The sequence below is a fragment of the Ramlibacter pinisoli genome, from assembly GCF_009758015.1.
Classification (GTDB): domain Bacteria; phylum Pseudomonadota; class Gammaproteobacteria; order Burkholderiales; family Burkholderiaceae_C; genus Ramlibacter; species Ramlibacter pinisoli.
Genome location: NZ_WSEL01000003.1, coordinates 52,197 through 71,420, shown reverse-complemented (window position 1 = coordinate 71,420; position 19,224 = coordinate 52,197). Strand labels below are relative to the sequence as shown.

21 protein-coding genes are annotated in these 19,224 nt (G+C 71.3%); 10 read left to right on the top strand and 11 right to left on the bottom strand.

Annotated elements, in window-relative coordinates; genetic code table 11:
• Window positions 1-18: 18 nt before the first annotated feature.
• Both GON04_RS01520 and GON04_RS01515 read right to left on the bottom strand, forming a co-directional pair.
• Entirely contained in the window at window positions 19-1,155 is a 1,137-nt protein-coding gene (locus GON04_RS01520) for an ABC transporter substrate-binding protein (RefSeq protein ID WP_157396250.1), read from the bottom strand.
• 93 nt (window positions 1,156-1,248) lie between these two features.
• Complete coding sequence (locus GON04_RS01515) at window positions 1,249-1,704, bottom strand: c-type cytochrome (protein ID WP_157396249.1); 456 nt, start codon at window positions 1,702-1,704, stop codon at window positions 1,249-1,251.
• A 165-nt stretch (window positions 1,705-1,869) separates the two neighbouring features.
• On the opposite strand from GON04_RS01515, the gene GON04_RS01510 reads away from it, so the two are divergent.
• Window positions 1,870-2,847 (top strand): NAD(P)-dependent oxidoreductase, encoded by a 978-nt coding sequence (locus tag GON04_RS01510; RefSeq protein WP_157396248.1) that lies wholly within the window; start codon window positions 1,870-1,872, stop codon window positions 2,845-2,847.
• Window positions 2,848-2,850: 3 nt separating this feature from the next.
• Here the strand turns inward: GON04_RS01510 and GON04_RS01505 are convergent, their stop codons facing one another.
• A complete protein-coding gene (locus GON04_RS01505; RefSeq protein ID WP_157396247.1) occupies window positions 2,851-3,591 on the bottom strand; it encodes a TetR family transcriptional regulator in 741 nt (246 codons plus the stop codon).
• Window positions 3,592-3,604: 13 nt separating this feature from the next.
• Window positions 3,605-4,600: a Bug family tripartite tricarboxylate transporter substrate binding protein gene (locus tag GON04_RS01500; protein WP_157396246.1), complete on the bottom strand. Its 996-nt coding sequence runs from the start codon at window positions 4,598-4,600 to the stop codon at window positions 3,605-3,607.
• 117 nt (window positions 4,601-4,717) lie between these two features.
• Between GON04_RS01500 and GON04_RS01495 the strand changes: the two genes are divergently transcribed.
• Together GON04_RS01495 and GON04_RS01490 are read left to right on the top strand one after the other, a co-directional pair.
• Complete coding sequence (locus tag GON04_RS01495) at window positions 4,718-5,962, top strand: LVIVD repeat-containing protein (RefSeq protein WP_198349186.1); 1,245 nt, start codon at window positions 4,718-4,720, stop codon at window positions 5,960-5,962.
• A gap of 1 nt (window position 5,963) precedes the next feature.
• Complete coding sequence (locus GON04_RS01490) at window positions 5,964-7,004, top strand: GTP-binding protein (protein WP_157396245.1); 1,041 nt, start codon at window positions 5,964-5,966, stop codon at window positions 7,002-7,004.
• A gap of 614 nt (window positions 7,005-7,618) precedes the next feature.
• On the opposite strand, the gene GON04_RS01485 is transcribed toward GON04_RS01490, so the two are convergent.
• The gene (locus tag GON04_RS01485; protein WP_157396244.1) at window positions 7,619-8,509 is read right to left on the bottom strand and encodes an NAD(P)-dependent oxidoreductase; all 891 of its coding nucleotides are present in this window, start codon (window positions 8,507-8,509) and stop codon (window positions 7,619-7,621) included.
• Between the two features lie 116 nt (window positions 8,510-8,625).
• Between GON04_RS01485 and GON04_RS01480 the strand changes: the two genes are divergently transcribed.
• Together GON04_RS01480 and GON04_RS01475 are read left to right on the top strand one after the other, a co-directional pair.
• On the top strand, window positions 8,626-9,765 hold the full coding sequence (locus tag GON04_RS01480) for an amidohydrolase family protein (RefSeq protein ID WP_157396243.1): 1,140 nt from the start codon (window positions 8,626-8,628) through the stop codon (window positions 9,763-9,765).
• Between the two features lie 123 nt (window positions 9,766-9,888).
• The gene (locus GON04_RS01475; protein ID WP_157396242.1) at window positions 9,889-10,203 is read left to right on the top strand and encodes a BON domain-containing protein; all 315 of its coding nucleotides are present in this window, start codon (window positions 9,889-9,891) and stop codon (window positions 10,201-10,203) included.
• Window positions 10,204-10,581: 378 nt separating this feature from the next.
• Here the strand turns inward: GON04_RS01475 and GON04_RS01470 are convergent, their stop codons facing one another.
• The 4 genes from GON04_RS01470 to GON04_RS01455 all read right to left on the bottom strand — a co-directional run bounded on the left by GON04_RS01470 (window position 10,582) and on the right by GON04_RS01455 (window position 14,113).
• Window positions 10,582-11,223 carry a hypothetical protein gene (locus GON04_RS01470; protein ID WP_181653828.1) on the bottom strand — a complete coding sequence of 214 codons (642 nt, stop codon included), beginning with the start codon at window positions 11,221-11,223 and terminating at the stop codon, window positions 10,582-10,584.
• A gap of 27 nt (window positions 11,224-11,250) precedes the next feature.
• Window positions 11,251-12,039, bottom strand: coding sequence for a DUF899 domain-containing protein (locus GON04_RS01465; protein WP_157396241.1), 789 nt, complete (start codon window positions 12,037-12,039; stop codon window positions 11,251-11,253).
• Window positions 12,040-12,160: 121 nt separating this feature from the next.
• On the bottom strand, window positions 12,161-12,847 hold the full coding sequence (locus GON04_RS01460; RefSeq protein ID WP_157396240.1) for a Vgb family protein: 687 nt from the start codon (window positions 12,845-12,847) through the stop codon (window positions 12,161-12,163).
• Between the two features lie 45 nt (window positions 12,848-12,892).
• Window positions 12,893-14,113: a helix-turn-helix domain-containing protein gene (locus GON04_RS01455; protein WP_157396239.1), complete on the bottom strand. Its 1,221-nt coding sequence runs from the start codon at window positions 14,111-14,113 to the stop codon at window positions 12,893-12,895.
• Window positions 14,114-14,201: 88 nt separating this feature from the next.
• Between GON04_RS01455 and GON04_RS01450 the strand changes: the two genes are divergently transcribed.
• Window positions 14,202-14,495, top strand: coding sequence for an antibiotic biosynthesis monooxygenase family protein (locus tag GON04_RS01450; RefSeq protein WP_157396238.1), 294 nt, complete (start codon window positions 14,202-14,204; stop codon window positions 14,493-14,495).
• Window positions 14,496-14,497: 2 nt separating this feature from the next.
• Here GON04_RS01450 and GON04_RS01445 read toward each other — a convergent pair whose 3' ends face one another.
• On the bottom strand, window positions 14,498-14,833 hold the full coding sequence (locus tag GON04_RS01445) for a hypothetical protein (protein ID WP_157396237.1): 336 nt from the start codon (window positions 14,831-14,833) through the stop codon (window positions 14,498-14,500).
• 406 nt (window positions 14,834-15,239) lie between these two features.
• On the opposite strand from GON04_RS01445, the gene GON04_RS01440 reads away from it, so the two are divergent.
• The 3 genes from GON04_RS01440 to GON04_RS01430 all read left to right on the top strand — a co-directional run bounded on the left by GON04_RS01440 (window position 15,240) and on the right by GON04_RS01430 (window position 17,474).
• Complete coding sequence (locus GON04_RS01440) at window positions 15,240-15,713, top strand: GNAT family N-acetyltransferase (protein WP_157396236.1); 474 nt, start codon at window positions 15,240-15,242, stop codon at window positions 15,711-15,713.
• 28 nt (window positions 15,714-15,741) lie between these two features.
• A complete protein-coding gene (locus tag GON04_RS01435) occupies window positions 15,742-16,242 on the top strand; it encodes a nucleoside 2-deoxyribosyltransferase (protein ID WP_338050953.1) in 501 nt (166 codons plus the stop codon).
• Window positions 16,243-16,346: 104 nt separating this feature from the next.
• Window positions 16,347-17,474, top strand: coding sequence for an NHL repeat-containing protein (locus GON04_RS01430; protein ID WP_157396235.1), 1,128 nt, complete (start codon window positions 16,347-16,349; stop codon window positions 17,472-17,474).
• A 177-nt stretch (window positions 17,475-17,651) separates the two neighbouring features.
• On the opposite strand, the gene GON04_RS01425 is transcribed toward GON04_RS01430, so the two are convergent.
• The gene (locus tag GON04_RS01425; RefSeq protein WP_157396234.1) at window positions 17,652-18,095 is read right to left on the bottom strand and encodes a VOC family protein; all 444 of its coding nucleotides are present in this window, start codon (window positions 18,093-18,095) and stop codon (window positions 17,652-17,654) included.
• 72 nt (window positions 18,096-18,167) lie between these two features.
• Between GON04_RS01425 and GON04_RS01420 the strand changes: the two genes are divergently transcribed.
• On the top strand, window positions 18,168-19,043 hold the full coding sequence (locus GON04_RS01420; RefSeq protein ID WP_157396233.1) for a LysR family transcriptional regulator: 876 nt from the start codon (window positions 18,168-18,170) through the stop codon (window positions 19,041-19,043).
• Window positions 19,044-19,224: the final 181 nt, after the last annotated feature.

Here is a 19,224-nt window from a genome sequence, read left to right as displayed (position 1 = left end):
AGCCGGGGAGCCGCTGCGTCAGGTGCGCACGCGGCCGTCGCCGGTGAGCATCGACAGCTCGACGAAGCGGGACGCCACGTGGTCGGTCGGCGACAGCGCGATGTTGAAGCCGCCGAGCGACTGGCTGCCCAGCCCTTCCAGCGAGGTGACCAGGCTCTCGCGCGTCGGCCTGGCCGGCCCGCGGCGCAGCGCCTCCACCAGCACCCGTGCCGCGAGGTAGCCCTCCATGCTGGAGAAGTTGGCGCCGTCGTCCTTGCCGCCCGCCTTCTTCACGGCCTCGACGAACTCGCGCGCGATCGCCCGTGCCGGGTTGTAGGGCGAGGGCATGACCTGCGACACCACCACGCCGGCGCCGTCCCTGCCCAGCTCGTCGGCCAGGGCCTGGGTCCCGACGAAGGACACGTTGTAGAAGGTGCCGCCGTAGCCCGCGGCCTTGGCGGCCTTGATGAAGGCGGCGCAGGCCTTGTAGGCGCCGATCTGCACGATCGCGTCCGGCGTGGCGGCGAGGAGCGTGCGCACGGCTCCGGCCACGTCCACCGAGTTGCGCTCCACGGTCGCCAGCGCCACCGGCTGCATCGACTGCGCCGCCAGCGCCAGCTGCACGCCTTCGAGACCGGCCTTGCCGTAGGCGTCGTTCTGGTGGAACACCGCGATCTTCTTCAGGCCCAGGCCGGTGAGCTGCCGGACGATCAGGCCGGTCTCGTCGTTGTACGAGGCGCGCAGGTGGAAGGCGTAGCGGTTGAACGGCTGGCGCAGCCCCATGGCGCCGGTGAACGGGGCGTAGAACGGGACCCTGGCGGCGGTGGCCAACGGCAGGGCGGCCAGGCTGGTGGGGGTGCCGACGTAGCCGAACAGCGCGACCGGGTCGTCGGCCAGCAGCTTGCGGGTGTTCTCCGCGCAGCGGTCCGGTTCGTAGCCGTCGTCGGCCTTGGCGATCTCCACCGTGCGGCGGTTGATGCCGCCCTGGGCGTTGACCTGGTCGAGGTAGAGCCGGGCGCCGGCGTGGAACTGGATGCCCAGCTGCGCGGCCGGGCCGGTGAAGGGCGCCGATTGCGCCAGCACGATGCGCTCGGATTGCGCGCGGACGGAGGGGAGGGCGGCTAACGCCGCGGCGCCGGCGGCGGCGCGGGTGAAGCTTCGACGGGAGAAATGCATGGCCCGGATTGTCGAGTTCGGGCCTGTCGGGCGGCTGTCGATGCAGCCGGCGGATGGGGCAGCCGCCACATCCGCCTGTGAGAAGGACGGGGTTTACTTGTTTCGGAACGTGTCGTGGCAGGACTTGCAGGTGTCCGCCGTGCTGGAGAACGCCGCCTTCAGGTTGTCCAGGTTGTTGGTCTTGGCGGCCGCAGACAGCTTCTCGGTCTCGGCCACCAGCTTCTCGTTGGTCTCCTTGAACTTCGCCTGGTCGGTCCAGATCTCGGGCTTGGCCTTGGTGTTGCCGATCTTGTCGGTGCCGGCCACGAAGCCGGGCCAGGGCAGCTTGGCGAACTCCGCCACCAGCGCGGCGTTGTCGGCCGCCACCTTGGCGTCGTAGGGCGCCTTGCCGTTGACCATCGCACCGATGCGCGCCACGTGCTGCGACATCACGAACATGACACTTTGGCGGTACTTCACGGCGTCTTCGGGCTTGGCGAACTGCGCCGAGGCGGGCGCGGCGACAGCGGCGGCGAGGGCGGCGATCGCGAACGAGGCGGCGAACTTCATGAGGTGATCTCCTGGTTGTTCGTTGGCGACGGCCGGGAACGAACCGTCTGCTGACCAACGACGCCCACTGCCGGTTTATTCCCTGGCTCAGCATTTGCCCGCTCCCACGCACGGTCGAGCCGCGCCCACAATCGCCCATCCTCCACTCCCCACGGCGACCCAACGATGGCATCGAAGACGGCAAGCAGGAAGACTCCCGGCAACCCCAAGGCGGCAACCGCGGCCCCGCCCAGGGTGGGCGTCATCGGGCTGGGCATCATGGGCTCGGCCATGGCCGCCAACCTGGTCAAGGCCGGCTTCGAGGTCTACGGCTGCGATCCGGTGGCCGCTGCCCGCAAGGGGCTCCAGCGCGCCGGTGGCATCCCGTGCGACAACGCCACCGAGGTGGCACGCCAGTGCCGCCACCTGGTGCTGTCGCTGCCCAGCGTGGCGGCCCTGGAGCAGGTCGCCCGCGAGCTCATCGCGGCGAAGGCCAAGGGACTCGTCGCGGCCGAGACCAGCACCCTGCCCGAGACGGCCAAGGTGCAGGTGCGCGACACGCTGGCCGCCGCCGGCATCACGTTGCTCGACTGCCCCCTGTCGGGCACCGGGGCCCAGGCCCGCACGCGCGACCTGGCCGTCTACGCCAGCGGCGACGCCAAGGCCATCGCCTCCATGGCGGCGGTGTTCAACGGCTTCGCCCGCGTGCGCTACGACGTCGGTGGCTTCGGCAACGGCATCCGCATGAAGCTGGTGGCCAACCTGCTGGTGGCCATCCACAACCAGTCGGCGGCCGAGGCCATCCTGCTGGGCGAGCGGTCGGGCCTCGATCCGGCCCAGGTGGTGCAGGTGGTGGCCGACGGCGCCGGCGGCTCGCGCATGCTGCAGGTGCGCGGGCCGATGATGGTCGAGCGCAGCTGGGGCCAGGCCACCATGAAGGTCGAGGTCTGGCAGAAGGACATGCGCCTGATCCACGAGGCACTGCTGGCCACCGACACGGCCGCGCCGCTGTTCGCCGCCTGCGTGCCGATCTACAACGCCGCCATGGCGCTGGGCCATGCGCAGGACGACACGGCCGCCGTCTACTCGGTGCTGGAACACATGATGGGGGCCGGCCCCGGCAAGGCGGGCGCCCGGCGCGCGCCGAAACGCCGCAAGGCCTGAGCCTCAGGCCGCCTTGCGGCGGCGCGGCACCGGCGCCGGTGCCGGCGCTTCCAGCGCCTGCGGCGCGTGCTGGGCCAGCAGCCGCGGGTAGACCGTCCTGGCGCCGGCCAGGAAGCTGTCGACCGCGAAGCCCAGCTGCGACAGGACGTCGCCGCCGATGCGGGCCTTGTACACGTGGCGCCGCACCGCCTGGTAGAAGATGCCGCCGTGCAGGGTCCAGACGAACTCGATCTCGGCCTCGGACACCGGCACGTCGGGCGCGGCCACGCCGCATTCGCGCCGCAGCTCGCGGCAGATGGCGGGCAGCAGCTCGCGCCGCACGAGCTGGATGTAGCGGCGGTTCAGCTCCGGGTTGGACAGCCCCGCATGCAGGTAGATGCGGATCCACTCGGGCCGGTGGGTGGCCTGCGCGTAGCGGCGGTAGAACTCCACCAGCCGCTCGCGCAGCGGCAGCGAGTGGTCCTCGACCAGGCCGATCCACTCGGGGTCCCAGCGGCCGGCGAAGACGGTGTCGTACACGCGCTCGATCAGCGCCTGCTTGCTGGCGAAGTAGCGATAGAGCAGCGGCTGGGTGATGCCCAGGCGCTTGGACAGCTCGCGCGTCTGCCCCGAGAAGCCCGCCTCGGCGAAGTAGGCGATGGCGCCGTCGAGGATCTGCCGCTCGCGGTCGGCCGGCGCCAGCCGCTGCGGTGCCCGCGCGGGCGCCTTGGCGCCGCCGCGGGTGGCTTTCTTGCCTGTGGTCACGCCAGGGCCGCCTCTACTGGTCGCCCTTGATGTTGTTGTCGGAGATCAGCTTGCTGTAGCGCGCGTGTTCCGAGGCCAGGAAGGCGCGGAACTCGGCCTGGGTGGACGCCATGGCCTCCACGCCCAGGCCGGCGAACTTCTCCTTCAGGTCGGGGTCGGCCATCACCTTGACCAGGGCCGCGTGGTAGGCGTCGACCACCGCCTTGGGCGTGCCGGCCGGCAGGTACACGCCCCACCAGTTCTCGGCCACCAGGCCGTTGAGGCCGCCTTCGGCGAAGGTCGGGATGTCGGGGAACAGCGCCGAGCGCTGGGCGCTGCTGATGGCCAGCGGACGCAGCCGGTTGGTCTTGATGAACTGCGAGACCGGCAGTGCATCGGCCACCATCATGTCGAGGTGGCCGGCCAGCAGGTCGTTGACGGCCTGGCCGCCGCCCTTGTACGGCACCGGCGTGATCCTCACGTTGGCCTGCCGCATGATCAGCTCGCCGCCCAGGTGGGCCATGCTGCCGGCGCCGCTGGTGCCGAAGCTGATGCCGCCCGGCTTGGCCTTGGCTGCCGCCAGCAGCTCGCCCAAAGTCTTGTACGGCGAATTGGCGGGCACCACCAGGATGTTGGGGCCGGTGGCGGTGAGGGCCACCGGGATGAAGTCCTTGTCCATGTTGTACGGCACCTTGGTGATCAGCGGGTTGACCGCCGCCGGGCCGAGGTTGCCGATCACGAAGTTGTAGCCGTCGGGCGCCTGCCGGGCCGCGAACTCCATGCCGATGGAGCCTGCCGCGCCCGGCTTGCTCTCGATGACGACCGGTTGCTTCCAGTGCTCGCTCAGCTTCTGGCCCATGATGCGGGCCATGAGGTCGGAGCTGCCGCCGGCCGGGTAGGTGACGACCAGGCGGATGGGCTTGCTCGGGAAGGGCTCCTGCGCGTGGAGCGCCGCCAGCGGCAGGCAGGCCAGGGCCAGGGAACACAAGGCACGCCGGCTGACCCGGTGGCGTGGCGAGGGGTGTCTCATCGATCGCTCCTTCGGTGGCTGGCGTGCTCGCACGCCGTTCTGGAAAAAACCGTGCTAGACCTTGCTCCAGCCCAGCCTATATGATCGAGCGATAAAGAAGCATCCCCACTTTCCCTCATGCTCAAGACCACCACCGCCTCGCGCGCCGACCAGTCGCTGTCGCTCAACATGAAGCTGCTGGCCCAGCACGATCTGGCCGGCTTCGGCGGCCTGGGCGAGGGCATGTCGATGCAGATCGCGCCCGACGGCCGCCGCATCCTGTGGCTGGCGCACGAGGCGGCGCCCAAGAACTTCACCGGCGTCGACGTCAGCGACCCGCGCAACCCGAAGATGGTGGTGCAGACCGAGCTGCCGCACATGAAGGTGCGCTCCAACTCGCTCGACGTGGTGGGCAACCTCCTGGCCGTGGCCTACCAGACCCAGACCGTGGGCCTGCAGCCGGCCGGCGTCGACCTGTTCGACATCAGCGTGCCCGAGAACCCGCGCCTCATCTCGCACTTCGACTGCTCGGGCCCGCACTCGCGCGGCGTGCACGCGCTGTGGTTCGTCGACGGCAAGACCATCCACATGTCGTCGGGCGCGCCCGACTTCCAGCCGCGCAATCCGCTCGACGACCAGTTCTACCGCGTGCTCGACGTTTCCAACCCGTCGAAGCCGACCGAAGTGGGGCGCTGGTGGTACCCCGGCACGCGCGAGGGCGACGCTGCGCCGCCGCCGGCGCGGCTGCCCAAGAAGTTCGACCTGGGCTTCCGCACCCACAACACCAACGTCTACCCCGAGCGGCCCGACCGCGCCTTCATCGGCTACATCGACGGTGGCCTCATCGTGCTGGACATCTCCGACCTGTCGAACATGAAGCCGGTGTCGATGTGGAACCACTCGCCGCCGTTCAACGGCTTCACCCACACGGTGCTGCCGCTGTTCGAACGCAACCTGTGGATCGTCAGCGACGAGTGCGTCATGGACGACGGCGCCGACTGGCCCAAGCTGGTCTGGGTGCTCGACGCCCGCAGCGAGGCCAACCCGGTTCCCATCGGCACCTTCCCGATGCCGCCGGTGGAAGTGTTCGGGCGCCGCGGCGGCCGCTACGGCGCGCACAACCTGCACGAGAACCTGCCCGGGCCGGCGTCGTTCCGCTCCGACACCATCATCGTCGGCTCGTTCTTCAACGGCGGCGTGCGCGTGTACGACACCAGGGATCCGTACCGCGTCGAGGAGATCGCCTATTTCGTGCCCGGCGCGCCCCAGCTGTCGCCGGCCGGCGCGGTGCAGCTCAACGACGTGTTCGTCGACGAACGCCAGGTGGTGTACACGGTCGACCGCTTCACCGGCGGCCTGTACACGCTGGAGATGACGATCTGACGTGACCACCGCCCGCGACCCGCTGGCCGGCAAGCTGCCGGTCACGCTGCTCACCGGTTTCCTTGGCAGCGGCAAGACGACCCTGCTGTCCAAACTCGTGCGGCACCCGGACATGAACCGGGTGGCCGTCGTCATCAACGAGATCGGCGAGATCGGCATCGACCACGACATCGTGACCATGGCGTCCGAGAACGTGGCGCTGCTGGCCAACGGCTGCATCTGCTGCAGCGTGCGGACCGACCTGCAGGACACCCTGCGCGAGCTGTTCGGCCAGCGCCGCAGCGGCCAGATGGTGCAGTTCGACCGCGTCGTCATCGAGACCACCGGGCTGGCCGACCCCGCGCCCGTGGTGCAGACACTGTCCAGCGACACCATGCTGGCCACGCACTACCGCCTGGACGGCGTGGTCACGCTGCTGGATGCCGTCAACGGGCCAGGGCAGATCCAGTCCCAGCCTGAGGCCGTCAAGCAGATCGCGCTGGCCGACCGGGTGTTCGTCACCAAGACCGACCTGGCGCCGCCGGGCGCGCTGGAGGCTCTCACGGCGACGGTCGCCGACATCAACCCGGGCGCCCGGGTCTCCAGCCTGCTGCACGGCGAGATCGACCCGCACGAACTCATGGGCCTGGGCCTGGGCAGCGCCCGCGCCGGGGCGGCCACGCTCAGCTTCCTGGGCGAGCCGCTGCAGGGCGAGGGGTCGGGTGGCGAACGCACGCTGGCCCCGCGCTCGGCGCTGCACGATGCGTCGATCAAGACGCTGTCGCTGCGCTTCGCCAAGCCCTTCACCTGGACCGCCTTCACCTCCGCCATGGAGCTGCTGACCAGCCTGCGCGGGCCCGACCTGCTGCGCGTCAAGGGCATCGTCAACGTCGACGGCAAGCCGGTGGTGGTGCAGGGCGTGCAGCACGTCTTCCACGAGCCGGTGGAGCTGGACCGCTGGCCCAGCGACGACACCGACACCCGGCTGGTGTTCATCACGCGCCGCATCGAGGCGCAGACGATCCGCAAGCTGATGGATGCGGTGGTGGAGGCGGCGGGGTGACCTTCGCCGGGGCCGGGTAAGTGGTGGATCGCCCGGGTCCGCTGGGAGTGGGTAGTGGCACCGGAGTTTGCGAGAGTGGTGGGACGCGGCAGGCGGTGCCTGGCAGGGCCTCATGCGGTGCCGGTCGGCGCGTCGCTTCGCTTGCGCCGACTGCGCCGTCTCGAGCGCAGGCCGGGGCTTGCCGGCTCCAACTCACTGCGAGTGCTACGCACTCTCCGTTCAGACAATGAGCCGGAGTCAGTTCACGATGCGCGCTGACGCGCGCTCCGCCCCGGCCCGCCTGAGACGGCCGTCCCCAAAATCGGCCCTGCCAGGCACCGCCTGCCGCGTGGACAGGCTCTGCTTGATCGAGAAGGGGACTGGTCGCGACTCTGGCCCTTGCTTCGTCATTGCGGCCTTGACCGCAATCCGTTCACCTTCTCCCCGTCATTGCGGGCTTGACCCGCAATCCATCCCTTGAACGCGGTTCATGCGCGGCCTGTTTCCGGAGCTGGATGCCGGATCAAGTCCAGCATGACGCCTTGTCATCCCCCGTCATTGCGGGCTTGACCCGCAATCCACCCCCTGAACGCGGCTCGTGCGCGGCCTGTTGCGGAGCCGGATGCCTGGGCGATTCACGCCTTCCCCGCGGCCGCCAACCACCACACCGGCACCTGCGTGCAATCCGCGCCGTCCAGGCCGGCGCGGCCGGCCTGCTCCAGCGTCTGCAGCAGTTGCGAGGTGAGGGGCAGGCGGTACCGCGTGGCGTCGGCCTGCGCCAGCATCGCCCGCACGTCCTTGCGCATGGTGGCGACGTCGACCGTCACCTCGCCGGTGGCGCGCCCGGCCAGCGCCTGCGCGATCATGGGCCCGCGCACCTTGAGCATGTTGGGGCCGCCGGAGGTGTCGGCCAGGATGTCGACCACACGGGCGGGGTCCAGGCCCAGCGGCTGCAGCAGCGACAGCGCCTCCGACAGTGTCTGCCAGTACACCAGCAGCGGCAGGTTGATGGCCAGCTTCATGGTGGCGCCGGCGCCGAAGCCGCCCACGTGCTCGAGCCGGCGGCACAACTGCTCCAGCACCGGCCGGGCGCGCTCGACGTCCTGCGCATCGCCGCCGGCGAAGCCGAGCAGCTTGCCCTGCGACGCCGGGCCGACGCTGCCGCCCACCGGGCATTCGAGGTAGCGCGCACCGGCCGCCAGCACGCGCCGGCCCACGCTGCGCTGGGTGTCGGGTGCCACCGTGCTCATGTCGATGAACAGCCGCCCGTCGACGCGGCCGGCCAGCAGGCCGTCGGGGCCGAAGTGCACCGCTTCCAGCGCGGCGTCGTCGCTGACCATGGTGATGACCAAGTCGGCCTCCGAGGCCAGCGCTGCCGGCGTCTCGGCCCAGGCCGCCCCGGCGTCCAGCACGGGTTGCGCCCGCTCACGGGTGCGGTTCCAGGCCACGACCGGGTGGCCGGTGGCCAGCAGGCGCTTCGCGATCGCGCTGCCCATCTTGCCGGTGCCTGCGATGCCGATCTGCATGGTCTTCTCCATGGTGCGGATGAATTGATCTTAAGATCAACAAGGAGCCCGGCGGCGCGGGGACATACCCGCATGCGGCAGGGCGACGGTCCGTCCGACAACAACCAGGAGACGCCTTGTTCTACACCTGTTCCCCTGCCTGTACCGATCCCACGCACGACCACGGCCCGCGGTCCGCCGCGGCCACCCGCGCTGCCAGCGCCAAGGCCAGCGCCGCACCCCGGCGCACCGTGGCGCGCGACCGCAAGGGCAAGGCCAAGGTGGTCGACCTGCACTGCCACTACCTGAACCCGGAGGTGAACGCCAGGACGGCGCACCTCAACGCCGCGCAGCACGACCCGACCACGGTGTTCGCCAACGCGCTCACGCGCGAGACCAACGTCAAGCAGATGGCCACCCGCGCGCCCAAGCTCACCGGCGTGAAGGAGCGGCTGCGCGACATGGACCGCATGGGCGTGGACATCCAGGCGGTGTGCCCGGCGCCGTACCACTTCTTCTATTTCACCGAGCCGGACCTCGGGGCGCAGCTGGCGCGCGAGGTCAACGAGGGCATCGCGAAGGTGGTGGCCGACACCCCGGACCGCTTCGTGGGCCTGGGCTCGGTCCCGCTGCAGGATGCGCAGCTGGCCGTGCGCGAGCTCGACCACGCGGTGAAGAACCTCGGCCTGCGCGGCGTGGAGATCTGCACCAACGTCAACGGCAAGAACCTCACCGATCCCAGCCTGGGCTTGGACAAGTTCTTTGCCCGCTGCGAGGAGCTGGGCATCCTGCTGTTCATGCACCCGCTGGGCTGGACGCAGGCCGACCGCCTGACCAACCACTACTTCAACAACGTCATCGGCAACCCGCTCGATTCGACGGTGGCGGTCTCGCACCTCATCTTCGACGGCGTCATGGCGCGGCACCCGCGCCTGAAGGTGCTGGTGGCGCACGGCGGCGGCTACATCGCCCACTACTGGGCGCGCATGGACCACGCCTGGCGTGCCCGCGCCGACACCCGCACGGTCATCAAGCGCAAGCCGTCGTCGTACCTGGAGAAGTTCTACTTCGACACGATCACTCACGACCCCGAGATGCTGCGCCGGCTGATCGACCGCTTCGGCGCCGACCACGTGGTGCTGGGCACCGACTACCCCTACGACATGGGCGACGACGACCCGCTGGGCATGGTCGCGCAGGTCAAGCGCCTGCCGCGCGAGGCGCGCGAGCAGATCGTGGGCGGCAATGCCGCCAAGCTGCTGAAGCTCAAGTTCTAGCCGCCCGGACGCAGGCCGACGCCCGGCCCAGCCTGCGCCACGCTCCTACAGCCGAGCGTGGGCGGCCCTCCTAGACTGGACTTGCCCCAAAGGGCAATCCATCATCCAGACAGGAGACTGCACATGCAAAAGCTGCTCATTGCCGCCATGACCGCCGCCGCGCTGGCCGGCTGTTCGGGCATGCCGGGATCGCCCGGCGGCCCGACCCGCAGCACCGGCCAGGCCGTCGACGACGCGACGATCGGCACCAAGCTGAAGGCCGCTTTCGCCGCCGACCCGGAGCTCAGCGCCCTGAAGATCAACGTCGACACCACCCAGGGCGTGGTCCGCCTGCGCGGCGAGATCAAGAGCGTGCAGCTGCGCCAGAAGGCCGAGGCCACGGCCCGGAAGGTCGAGGGCGTGAAGTCGGTCGAGAACCAGCTGATCGTCACTGGGTGACGCGCCGGCTGGTCGCCGGCACGCTCCCGCTGACGACACTGCCCGGGCAGCGAACCCCCTCACCCCAACCCTCTCCCACGAGGGGGAGTGGGAGCGGAGCTTCATGCGGTGGAGGCCGTGCCCGCTCCTCGATGCGGTGCTTGCGGCCTGCGCCGTGGGGGAGCCGTCATGCGATGCGGGCTTGATTCCTCCCACGTCGTTCCGGAACTGATCCCTCCCACGTCACGGCGGGCTTGACCCCTCCCACGTCACGGCGGGCTTGACCCCTGCCACGTCATTGCGGGCTTGACCCGCAATCCATCCCCTGAACACGGTGCGGGCGCTGCATCGTTCGGGAGATGGATGCCGGGTCGAGCCCGGCATGACGACATTCAGGGGTCACCCCCGGCATGACGACTTTCCGGGGGCAACCCCGGCATGACGACTCTCGGGGGGCATGCCCCACATGACGAGGTTCTCCCTCTTCCCCCAACCCAACCGGCAAACCACGACCGCCAATGGCCGCGCCACCGCGGTCGCCACCAGGGCCGTGACGGCCAGCATGGCCGCCAGGTGCACGGCCGTGGCCGCGAGCGCCGGCATTAGCAGGTCGATCGCACCGGCATCGGCCGACGGCTGACCCAGGCACAGCGGCAGCAGGGCAGGAACCAGCGCCAGCCCGGCGCCGTGTGTCGTGCCCGCCAGAAACGAGCCGATCGCCAGGCCTGCAGGGCCTGCGGGAGCGCGCAGTCGGTTGGGCAAGCCATGGCCTAGGTGCAGCGCCACCGCGACGACCAGCAGGCCGCCGGCGGCCATCCGCACCACGCCCCGGTCCGGCACCAGGCCGGACGCCACCGCAGCCACCACCAGCCCGACCGACGCCACGTGCCCGGCGGCGATCGGCAGCAGGGCGCGCAGCGCCTGCCGCCGGTCCCGCGTGTGCAGGCCCCAGGCGGCGGCGAGCAGCCAGCCGCCGGCCGGGTTCAGCCCGTGCAGCGCGCCGAAACCGGCCACTGCCAGCCAGGGCCACAGCGACGTCATGGCGCTTGCTCCGCGCGGCCGTTCTGCTCAGACCGTGGCGTGACAGGACGACGCGGCCACCGCCTGCGCCTTGCCGGCAGATGCGGGCTCGTAGCGGTCGTGGTGGCGCACCCAGTCCATCGGGTAGTTCGGGTTGTGCTCGTCGCGTCCCTTGGGCGCCAGGTCGAGCAGGTCGTACGTGCCCATCATGGCTTCGACGCCGCGCCCGTACGTCGAGTAGGTGTGGAACACCGTGCCCGCATCGTCGCGGTAGAACAGGCTGATGCCCGGCGCTTCCTCGCTCGGGAAGTCGGTCGGGCCGAAGTTGTAGTCGACCGCGCCCCGGGCCCGCTCCTCGGGCGTGAAGCTCACCCGGAAATCGTGGTTGAAGTCGTTGCCGTCCGACGAGACCCAGCGGAAGGGCCAGCCCATGCGGCGGCGGAAGGCCTGCAGCTCGGCCAGCGGCGCGCGCGAGACCACCAGCACCGACAGGTCGCGGTGGGCCAGGTGCACTTCCATGCCGGCGATGTGGTCGGCCATGAACGAGCAGCTGGGGCAGCCCTGCGTCCAGCCCGGCCCGAACATGAAGTGCTGCACCAGCAGCTGGCTGCGGCCATCGAACAGGTCGGCGAGCGGGCGCTGCCCCTCGGTGGTGTCGAACACGTAGGGCTTCTCCAGGCGCACCCAGGGCAGGGCGCGGCGCTGCGCGGCGATGCGGTCCCGCAGGTGCGTCAGCTCCTTCTCCTGCGCCAGCAGGGCGCGGCGCTGCGCCAGCCAGCGCTCGTGGGGGACGACGGGATGCTGCAGCAGGCTGGGTCCGGTGGTGGCGATGGTCATGGAAGCGCTCCTTGGCTCGACGAGCCGTTGGTTGCAGGCAATGCGCGGCCCAGGCGTCCTGGTGCCAGGCGCGATCGGTGCCGGCCGGCCGGCCGGCGCGGGGGAAAGCGATGCGGCGCGGCTAGGCGGCCGGCGGGGTCGTGCGTCTGGGTCGTCGCACGGCGCGGACCTTGCCGCTGCCGCCGCCGCCGGCATAGAACAGGTCGGCGCCGTCGGACTCCAGCCCGCTCACGAACACGCCGCCGGGCATCTCGAGCCGCTCGAGCACGTCGCCGGTCTGCGGGTCGATGCGGCGGATGTCGCTCGCGTCGCCTTCCCAGGTGCCGTGCCACAGCTCGCCGTCGACCCAGGTGACGCCGGTGACGAAGCGGTTCGACTCGATGGTGCGGCGGATGGCGCCGGTGGCCGGGTCGATCTGGTGGATCTTGCGGTCGCGGTACTGGCCGACCCACAGGCTGCCCTCGGCCCAGGCCAGGCCCGAGTCGGCGCCGTGGCCCGGCGCCGGGATGGATGCCACGACCTGGTTGGTGGCCGGATCGATCTTGTCGATGCGCGCCTCGGCGATCTGGTAGATGTAGGTGCCGTCGAAGGCGGTACCGGCATCGCAGGCGCGCTCCAGCGTGCGCCGGGTCTCGCCGGTCGCGGGATCGAAGGCCACCAGGGCGGCGCCGGTCGCGGCCCAGACCCGGGTGCCGTCGTGCGTGACGCCGGCCACCTTGTCGCTGCCGGCGAACGGGCCGTACTCGCGCACGATCTCGGCCGGGTGGGCGGTCGCCTGGGGTCTGTCGCTGCCGTGGGTCTTGGCCATCGCCGGGTCCTTCCGTTGCGCCTTGTGCGGCGCCGTGGAAGCACTCTAGTCAATCGGCAGCGAGGCAGGGAGTAACAAGATCGTCGTGAATCCGGCCAGCGGCGGCGCCAGCCAGCGCTGCGCCCGCGCCCGGCCGATGGAGCGCACCCGCCCCTCGGCTTCCAGGTCGGCCAGCGCGCGCTGGACGGTGCGCTGGCTGGCATCGAGCGCCAGCGCCAGGGCGGATGTCGACCAGGCCGCGCCATCGGACAGCAGCGCCTGCAGGGATGCCTGCTCGCCATCGATGGGCGGCGCGAGCACGATGACCTCGCGCTCGCCCAGCGGCCGCAGCGTGAAGCCACGCGGCGTGGCCTCGACCTGCGCAACGTCCTTCACCAGCGCGCGCAGGCGGCCGATCTCCACCCGCAGCCGTGCCCGGTGCGTGGCGTCGGGATGCCGGGTGCGGAAGGCGGCGGCGATCAGCGCGTCCCGGTCGGCGTCGCCCGGCCAGGCCTCGGCGAGCGTCCGCGCCAGGGCGAACAGGATGGGGCGACGCGCCAGCGGCCGCCACGCCGTGCCTGCGCCGACGCCGCGTCGGCAGGCGTCGACCACCAGCGCGTCCGAGGCCAGCAGGGCCGCCACCTCGTCCAGGCGCAGCGGCTGTCCCGCCCCGCCCGCCAGCCGCCGCGCCGCGGGCCGATCGAGCACTGCCCGCGCCTCGGCCACCTCGGCCAGCAGGGCGGGGACGCCCGCGCGGTCGGCGGCGTCCTGCGCCCGCATGAGCGCCTGGCGCGCGTCGGCCACGCGCAGCGAGCGCAACGCCAGTTCCGCCGCGGCCAGTTCCGCGAGCGTGCGCAGCGTCGGCGGCAGTCCGCGCAGGTCGACGACGGCGAGTTCCGCCGCGGCCTCGTCGAGCCGCCCCAGCAGCAGCAGCCGGCGCGCGGCGACCAGGCGCGCCTGCGAGGCATTGGCGTGGTCGGCGTGCGCGGAGAGGGTGGCCGACGCAGCGGCCAGCGGGCGGTCCGAGCCGCCCAGGTCGCGCATGGCCAGCGCCACTTCGGCCTCGGCCACCACGCAGCGGGCCCGCGCCAGCTCCTCGTGCGAGCCGAAGCCGCGCGCCGCGCGCCGCAGCAGCTCGCGGGCGCGCAGGTTCTCGCCCAGTTGCGCCATGGCGATGCCGCGCAGCGCCAGCGCCGGCGGGTCCTCGCGCAGCGCGATGCGCTGCAGGGCACCCAGCGCGTCGCCGGTGGCGAGCGCACGCGCGGAGGCGGCGATCAGCGAGTCCATGGGCGCGAGGCTACACCGCGGCGCCGGCATACTCTGCGTCCGCGCCGAGTCCGCCGGGCCGGCCCGACATCAACCATCCGGAGCTTCCATGGTCATCGAAATCGCCGACATCCGCGTCCGTCCCGAGGACCGCGCCGCCTTCACCGAGGCGATCCAGCGCGCCGCCACCACCGTGCTGTCCAAGGCCGCCGGCTACCGCGCGCACACCATCCTGGCCTGCCAGGAGACGCCGGGCCGCTTCGTGCTGAAGATCGACTGGGAGACGCTGGAGGCCCACACGGTCGGCTTCCGCCAATCGCCGGCGTTCGCCGAGTGGCGCGCCATCATCGGCCCGTTCTTCACCCAGCCGCCCCACGTGGAGCACTTCGACGTCGTCGCCTGACGTCAGCCGGTCGCCCCGGCGTCCGCGCCGGGGTCGGCGGGCATCTCCCAGTTGAGCAGCTCGGCGGCCCGGCGCACCACCCACAGCGCCTCGGGCGGCTGCACCGGCGACTCGTCACCCGCCAGTGCCAGCCGGATCTTCTCCAGCACCTCGCGCTCGCTGCCGCCGGTCTTGAACAGGCTGGTCGACGCCTGCTCGGCCACCAGCTGCGCCATGTCCTCGCACAGCTCGTAGCGCTCGCGCACGGTCGCCATGGGCGCGGTCAGCCGGTGCCCCGTCGGCGTGCTGTAGACGGCGATGAAGGAGGGCGGCGGTTCGATCTGGTTGTACTCGTCCATGGGGTGCGCGGTTGGGCGTGCCGAGGATACGACGGGGCCGGCTCCTCGCCCGCGGGGTGATCAACCCAGGAAGTCGTCATGCCGGGCTCGACCCGGCATCCATCTCCTGAACCAGGCCGCGCCAGAACCGCGACTGGGAGATGGATTGCGGGTCAAGCCCGCAATGACGGGGCAGGGGGCGCGCCGGGCTCGACCCGGAGAGTCGTCATGCCGGGCCCGACCCAAGATTTCGTCATGCCGGGCTCGACTCAAGAAGTCGTCATGCCGGGCTCGACCCGGCATCCATCTCCGGAACTAGCCCACACCTGAACCGCGGACGGTTCCAGCCCCTGATCACAGGGACGCCAGGCCCACGCCCACCCAGGAATTGATCAAAGGTCGACAATGGGTCGCGAGGCGCCTCATCATGACCGTCGACCCACCCATCCACCTGGCCACCCCCGGCGACGCCGGGCGCATTGCCGCGTTGTCCCGCGACCTCATCGAGCACGGCCTGCCGTGGACCTGGCGGCCGGCACGCGTCCTGCGGTCCATCCGCGACCCGGAGACCAACGTGGCCGTGGTGCGCCAGGACGGCGACCTGGCGGGGTTCGGGATCATGGAGTACCTCGACCAGGATTCCCACCTGGTGCTGTTCGCCGTGCGGGCGGCCAGCCAGCGCCGCGGCCTGGGCAGCGCGCTGTTGCGCTGGCTGGAGGCCTCAGCCATCGCGGCCGGTGCGCAGCGCATCCGGCTGGACGCCCGGCGCGACAACGTCGCGGGCCGCTCCTTCTACAACGAGCACGGCTACCACGAGCTCGGCATCCGGCCCGGCCGCTACGGCGGCGCCATCGACGGGATCCGGCTGGAGAAATGGTTGCGGCCGTCCGACGTGGCCTGAAGGCGGCGCGCCACAATCGGGCGTGCCCATCCGACGCCTCTACCTCGCCGGTCCCGATGTGTTCCGCCCCGATGCCGCCGCCCATGGCCGCGCGCTGGTCGCGGCCTGTGCCGAGTTCGGCTACACGGGCGTGTTCCCGCTCGACGAATCGCTGCCGCCCGGCGCGCCCCTGGTGCCCGCCACCGCGGCGCGCATCTACCGGCACAACGTGGCCCACATCGACGGCTGCGACGCGGTGCTGGCCAACCTCGACTTCTTCCGCGGACCGGAGCCGGACAGTGGCACCTGCTTCGAGGTCGGCTACGCCGTCGCGCGCGGCAAGCCGGTGGTGGGCTACGTGCCGGAGTCCGGCAGCTTCGCCCAGCGCATCCGGCAGCGCCACCCCGCCGCGGTGGGCGGGACGGCGGTCGATGCCGACGGCTGGCAGCTGGAAGAGTTCGGCCTGCCCCTGAACCTGATGCTGGCCGTGCCGTGCCGCATCGTGGTCGGCGACATCCGGGTGGCCCTGGCGGCACTGCGCGACGGCTAGGGTTGCTGCGGGGGCCGCGCCGCGGGCTCTTGCGGCATAAAGGCTGGCCTCGCGCACGGCTGAGCCTGCGCGCCGGCTTCCTTCCTCGCCCGGAGACCTCTTCCATGCAGCAGCTCGCACGACTCGCCCTCGCGGTGGCCTCCGCCGCCTCCATCCTGCTCGGTGCCGGGTGCGCCGCCCCGTCCGGCTCGCCGGGCGGCGCGGCGCCGCCGGTGTTCCAGGTCGATGCGGCGTGGCCGCAGGCCCTGCCCAACCAATGGATCCTGGGCCAGGTGAGCGGCGTGGCGGTGGGGCCGGACGACAACGTCTACGTGCTGCAGCGACCGAAGAGCCTGAGCGAGGACGAGGCCGGCGCGGCCGCCCGGCCGCCGCACGGCGACTGCTGCCTGCCGGCGCCGCCGCTGCTGGTGTTTGGGCCCGACGGCCGCCTGGTGCGCTCGTGGGGTGGCCCGGGCGCCGGCTACGACTGGCCCGGCAACGAGCACGGCGTGCACGTCGACGGCAAGGGGTTCGTCTGGATCACCGGCAACGGCGACAACGACGGCCAGATCATCAAGTTCACGCCCGAGGGCCGGTTCGTGCTGCAGATCGGCAAGGTGGGGCCGCAGACCAACAGCGCCGACACCACGCGCCTGGGCCGCGCGGCCGGCGTGGAGGTGGACCTGGCCGCCAACGAGGTCTACGTGGCCGACGGCTACCACAACCGCCGCGTCATCGTGTTCGACGCCACCACCGGCGCCTACAAGCGCCACTGGGGCGCCTATGGCCGCCCGCCCAACACCACCGAGAAGCCCGAGTCGCGCCGGTCGGTCGCGCCCACCAACGAGCAGCTGCAGCACTTCGGCACGCCGGTGCATTGCGTGCGCATCGCCAACGACGGGCTGGTCTACGTGTGCGACCGCCTGAACAACCGCGTGCAGGTGTTCCGCAAGGACGGCAGCTACGTCAAGGAGTTCAGCGTGGCGCCGCGCACGGCGGCCAACGGCTCGGTGTGGGACATCGTCCTCTCCAGGGACCCGCAGCAGAAATGGCTGCACCTGGCCGACGGCCGCAACAACCTGGTCGTCACGCTGGAACGCGAGACCGGCCAGCTGGTGCAGACGCTCGGCCGGCCCGGCCGCTACGCCGGCGAGTTCCACTGGGTGCATGACCTGGCGATCGACTCCAGGGGCAACCTCTACGCCGGCGAGGTCGACAACGGCAAGCGGGTGCAGAAGTTCCAGCGCAAGTAGGTTCGCGCCGGGCCTGACACCGGAAGTCGTCATGCCGGGCTCGACCCGGCATCCATCTCCCGAACGCGGATCGGGCAGGTACGACGGGCCTGAGATGGATTGCGGGTCAAGCCCGCAATGACAGAGGTGCGGGTCAAGCCCGCAACGACGGGAGCGTGAACAGGGCGTCCGCCGCCGTCACTTCGCGAACAGGTTGTTGATGTCGGCGAACGCCTTGACTTCGATCGCGTTCTCCGACGGGTCGAGGAAGAACATCGTCGCCTGCTCGCCGGGCTGGCCCTGGAAGCGGATGTAGGGCTCGATCACGAACCGGGTCCCCTGCGCCTTCAGCCGCTGGGCCAGCGCCTCCCACTCGGCCATGGGCAGCACGATGCCGAAGTGCCGCACCGGCACGCCGTGGCCGTCGACCGCGTTGCGCTGCGCCGTCCCGGTTGCCTGGGGCGCCAGGTGGGCCACGATCTGGTGGCCGTAGAAGTTGAAGTCGATCCACTCGTCCGAACTGCGGCCCTCCGGGCAGCCCAGCTTCTCGCCATAGAACTGGCGGGCGAGGGCGAGGTCGTGCACCGGAAACGCGAGGTGGAAGGGCGAGAGCGGGGCGGGATTGGTGGTCGGGGCTTGCATGGGCGCAGATCCTACCGAGTCGAAGGCACAAATAAAATCAATGGTTCGTTGCGCTGAGCCTCAAGGAAATCGATGATTCGCGAACTCAAGACCTTCGTCGCCGTCGCGCGGGAAGGCACGTTCGCGGCCGCCGGCGACCGGATCGGGCTGACGCAGGCCGCCGTCAGCGCGCAGATGAAGCGGCTCGAGCAAGAGCTGGGCTTCGAGCTGTTCGACCGCAGCGGCCGGGCCGCCCGCCTCAACGCGATGGGGACCGACCTGCTGGCGCAGGCGCAGGACCTGCTGCAGGCCTACGGCAACCTCGGGGCGCGCCGGCCGCAGGCCGCGGCCCCGGCCGTCGTTAACGTCGGCGCCATCGCCTCGGTGCAGCGGTCCGTGCTGCCCGGCGTGCTGGCCCGGTTCCACCGGCAACTGCCCGGCTGCCGCACGCGCGTCGTGCCCGGGGTGTCGATGCAGTTGGTGGACCTCGTCGACGCCGGCGAGATCGACCTGGCCGTCGTCATCCGGCCGCCGTTCTCGGTCCAGAGCGACCTGCGCTGGACCACGCTGGCGCATGAGCCATTCCGGCTGGTGGTGCCGCGCGGGGTGCGCGGCAACGACTGGGCCGGGCTGCTCGCCACCCGGCCGTTCATCCGCTACGACCGCGCCTCGTATGGCGGCCGCCAGGTCGACCGCTTCCTGCGGGCAGCGCACATCGAGGTGCGGGAAGTGTGCGAACTCGACGAACTCGAGGCCATCGTGCAACTGGTGGCCCACGGCGCCGGCGTCGCCCTGCTGCCCCAGACGGTGGCCCAGCGGCGCTGGCCGTCGGGCGTGCGCGCGATCGACCTGGGCGAGCGCACCTTCCACCGCGACATCGGACTGGTGCACCGGCCCGTGCAGGGCCTGGGCGAGGCGGCGCGGCGGCTGGCCGACATGGTGGCCGCGGCCTACCGCCGGCGTCCCTAGCACACGCCGGCGGGCCGTCTGTCCACGGCAAGCGTGGAGAAGGGTGTGGACAAGCTTGTGGAGCGCCCCGCCGAGCCGCGCCGGCATTGGGCTGGCACGCGGTGCCACTTTCTTGGGCAGCGGCTTGCGGGAATCTGACGGTGCCGCGCGATCCGTGCATTCGTCCTCGCCGGCCGGCCGC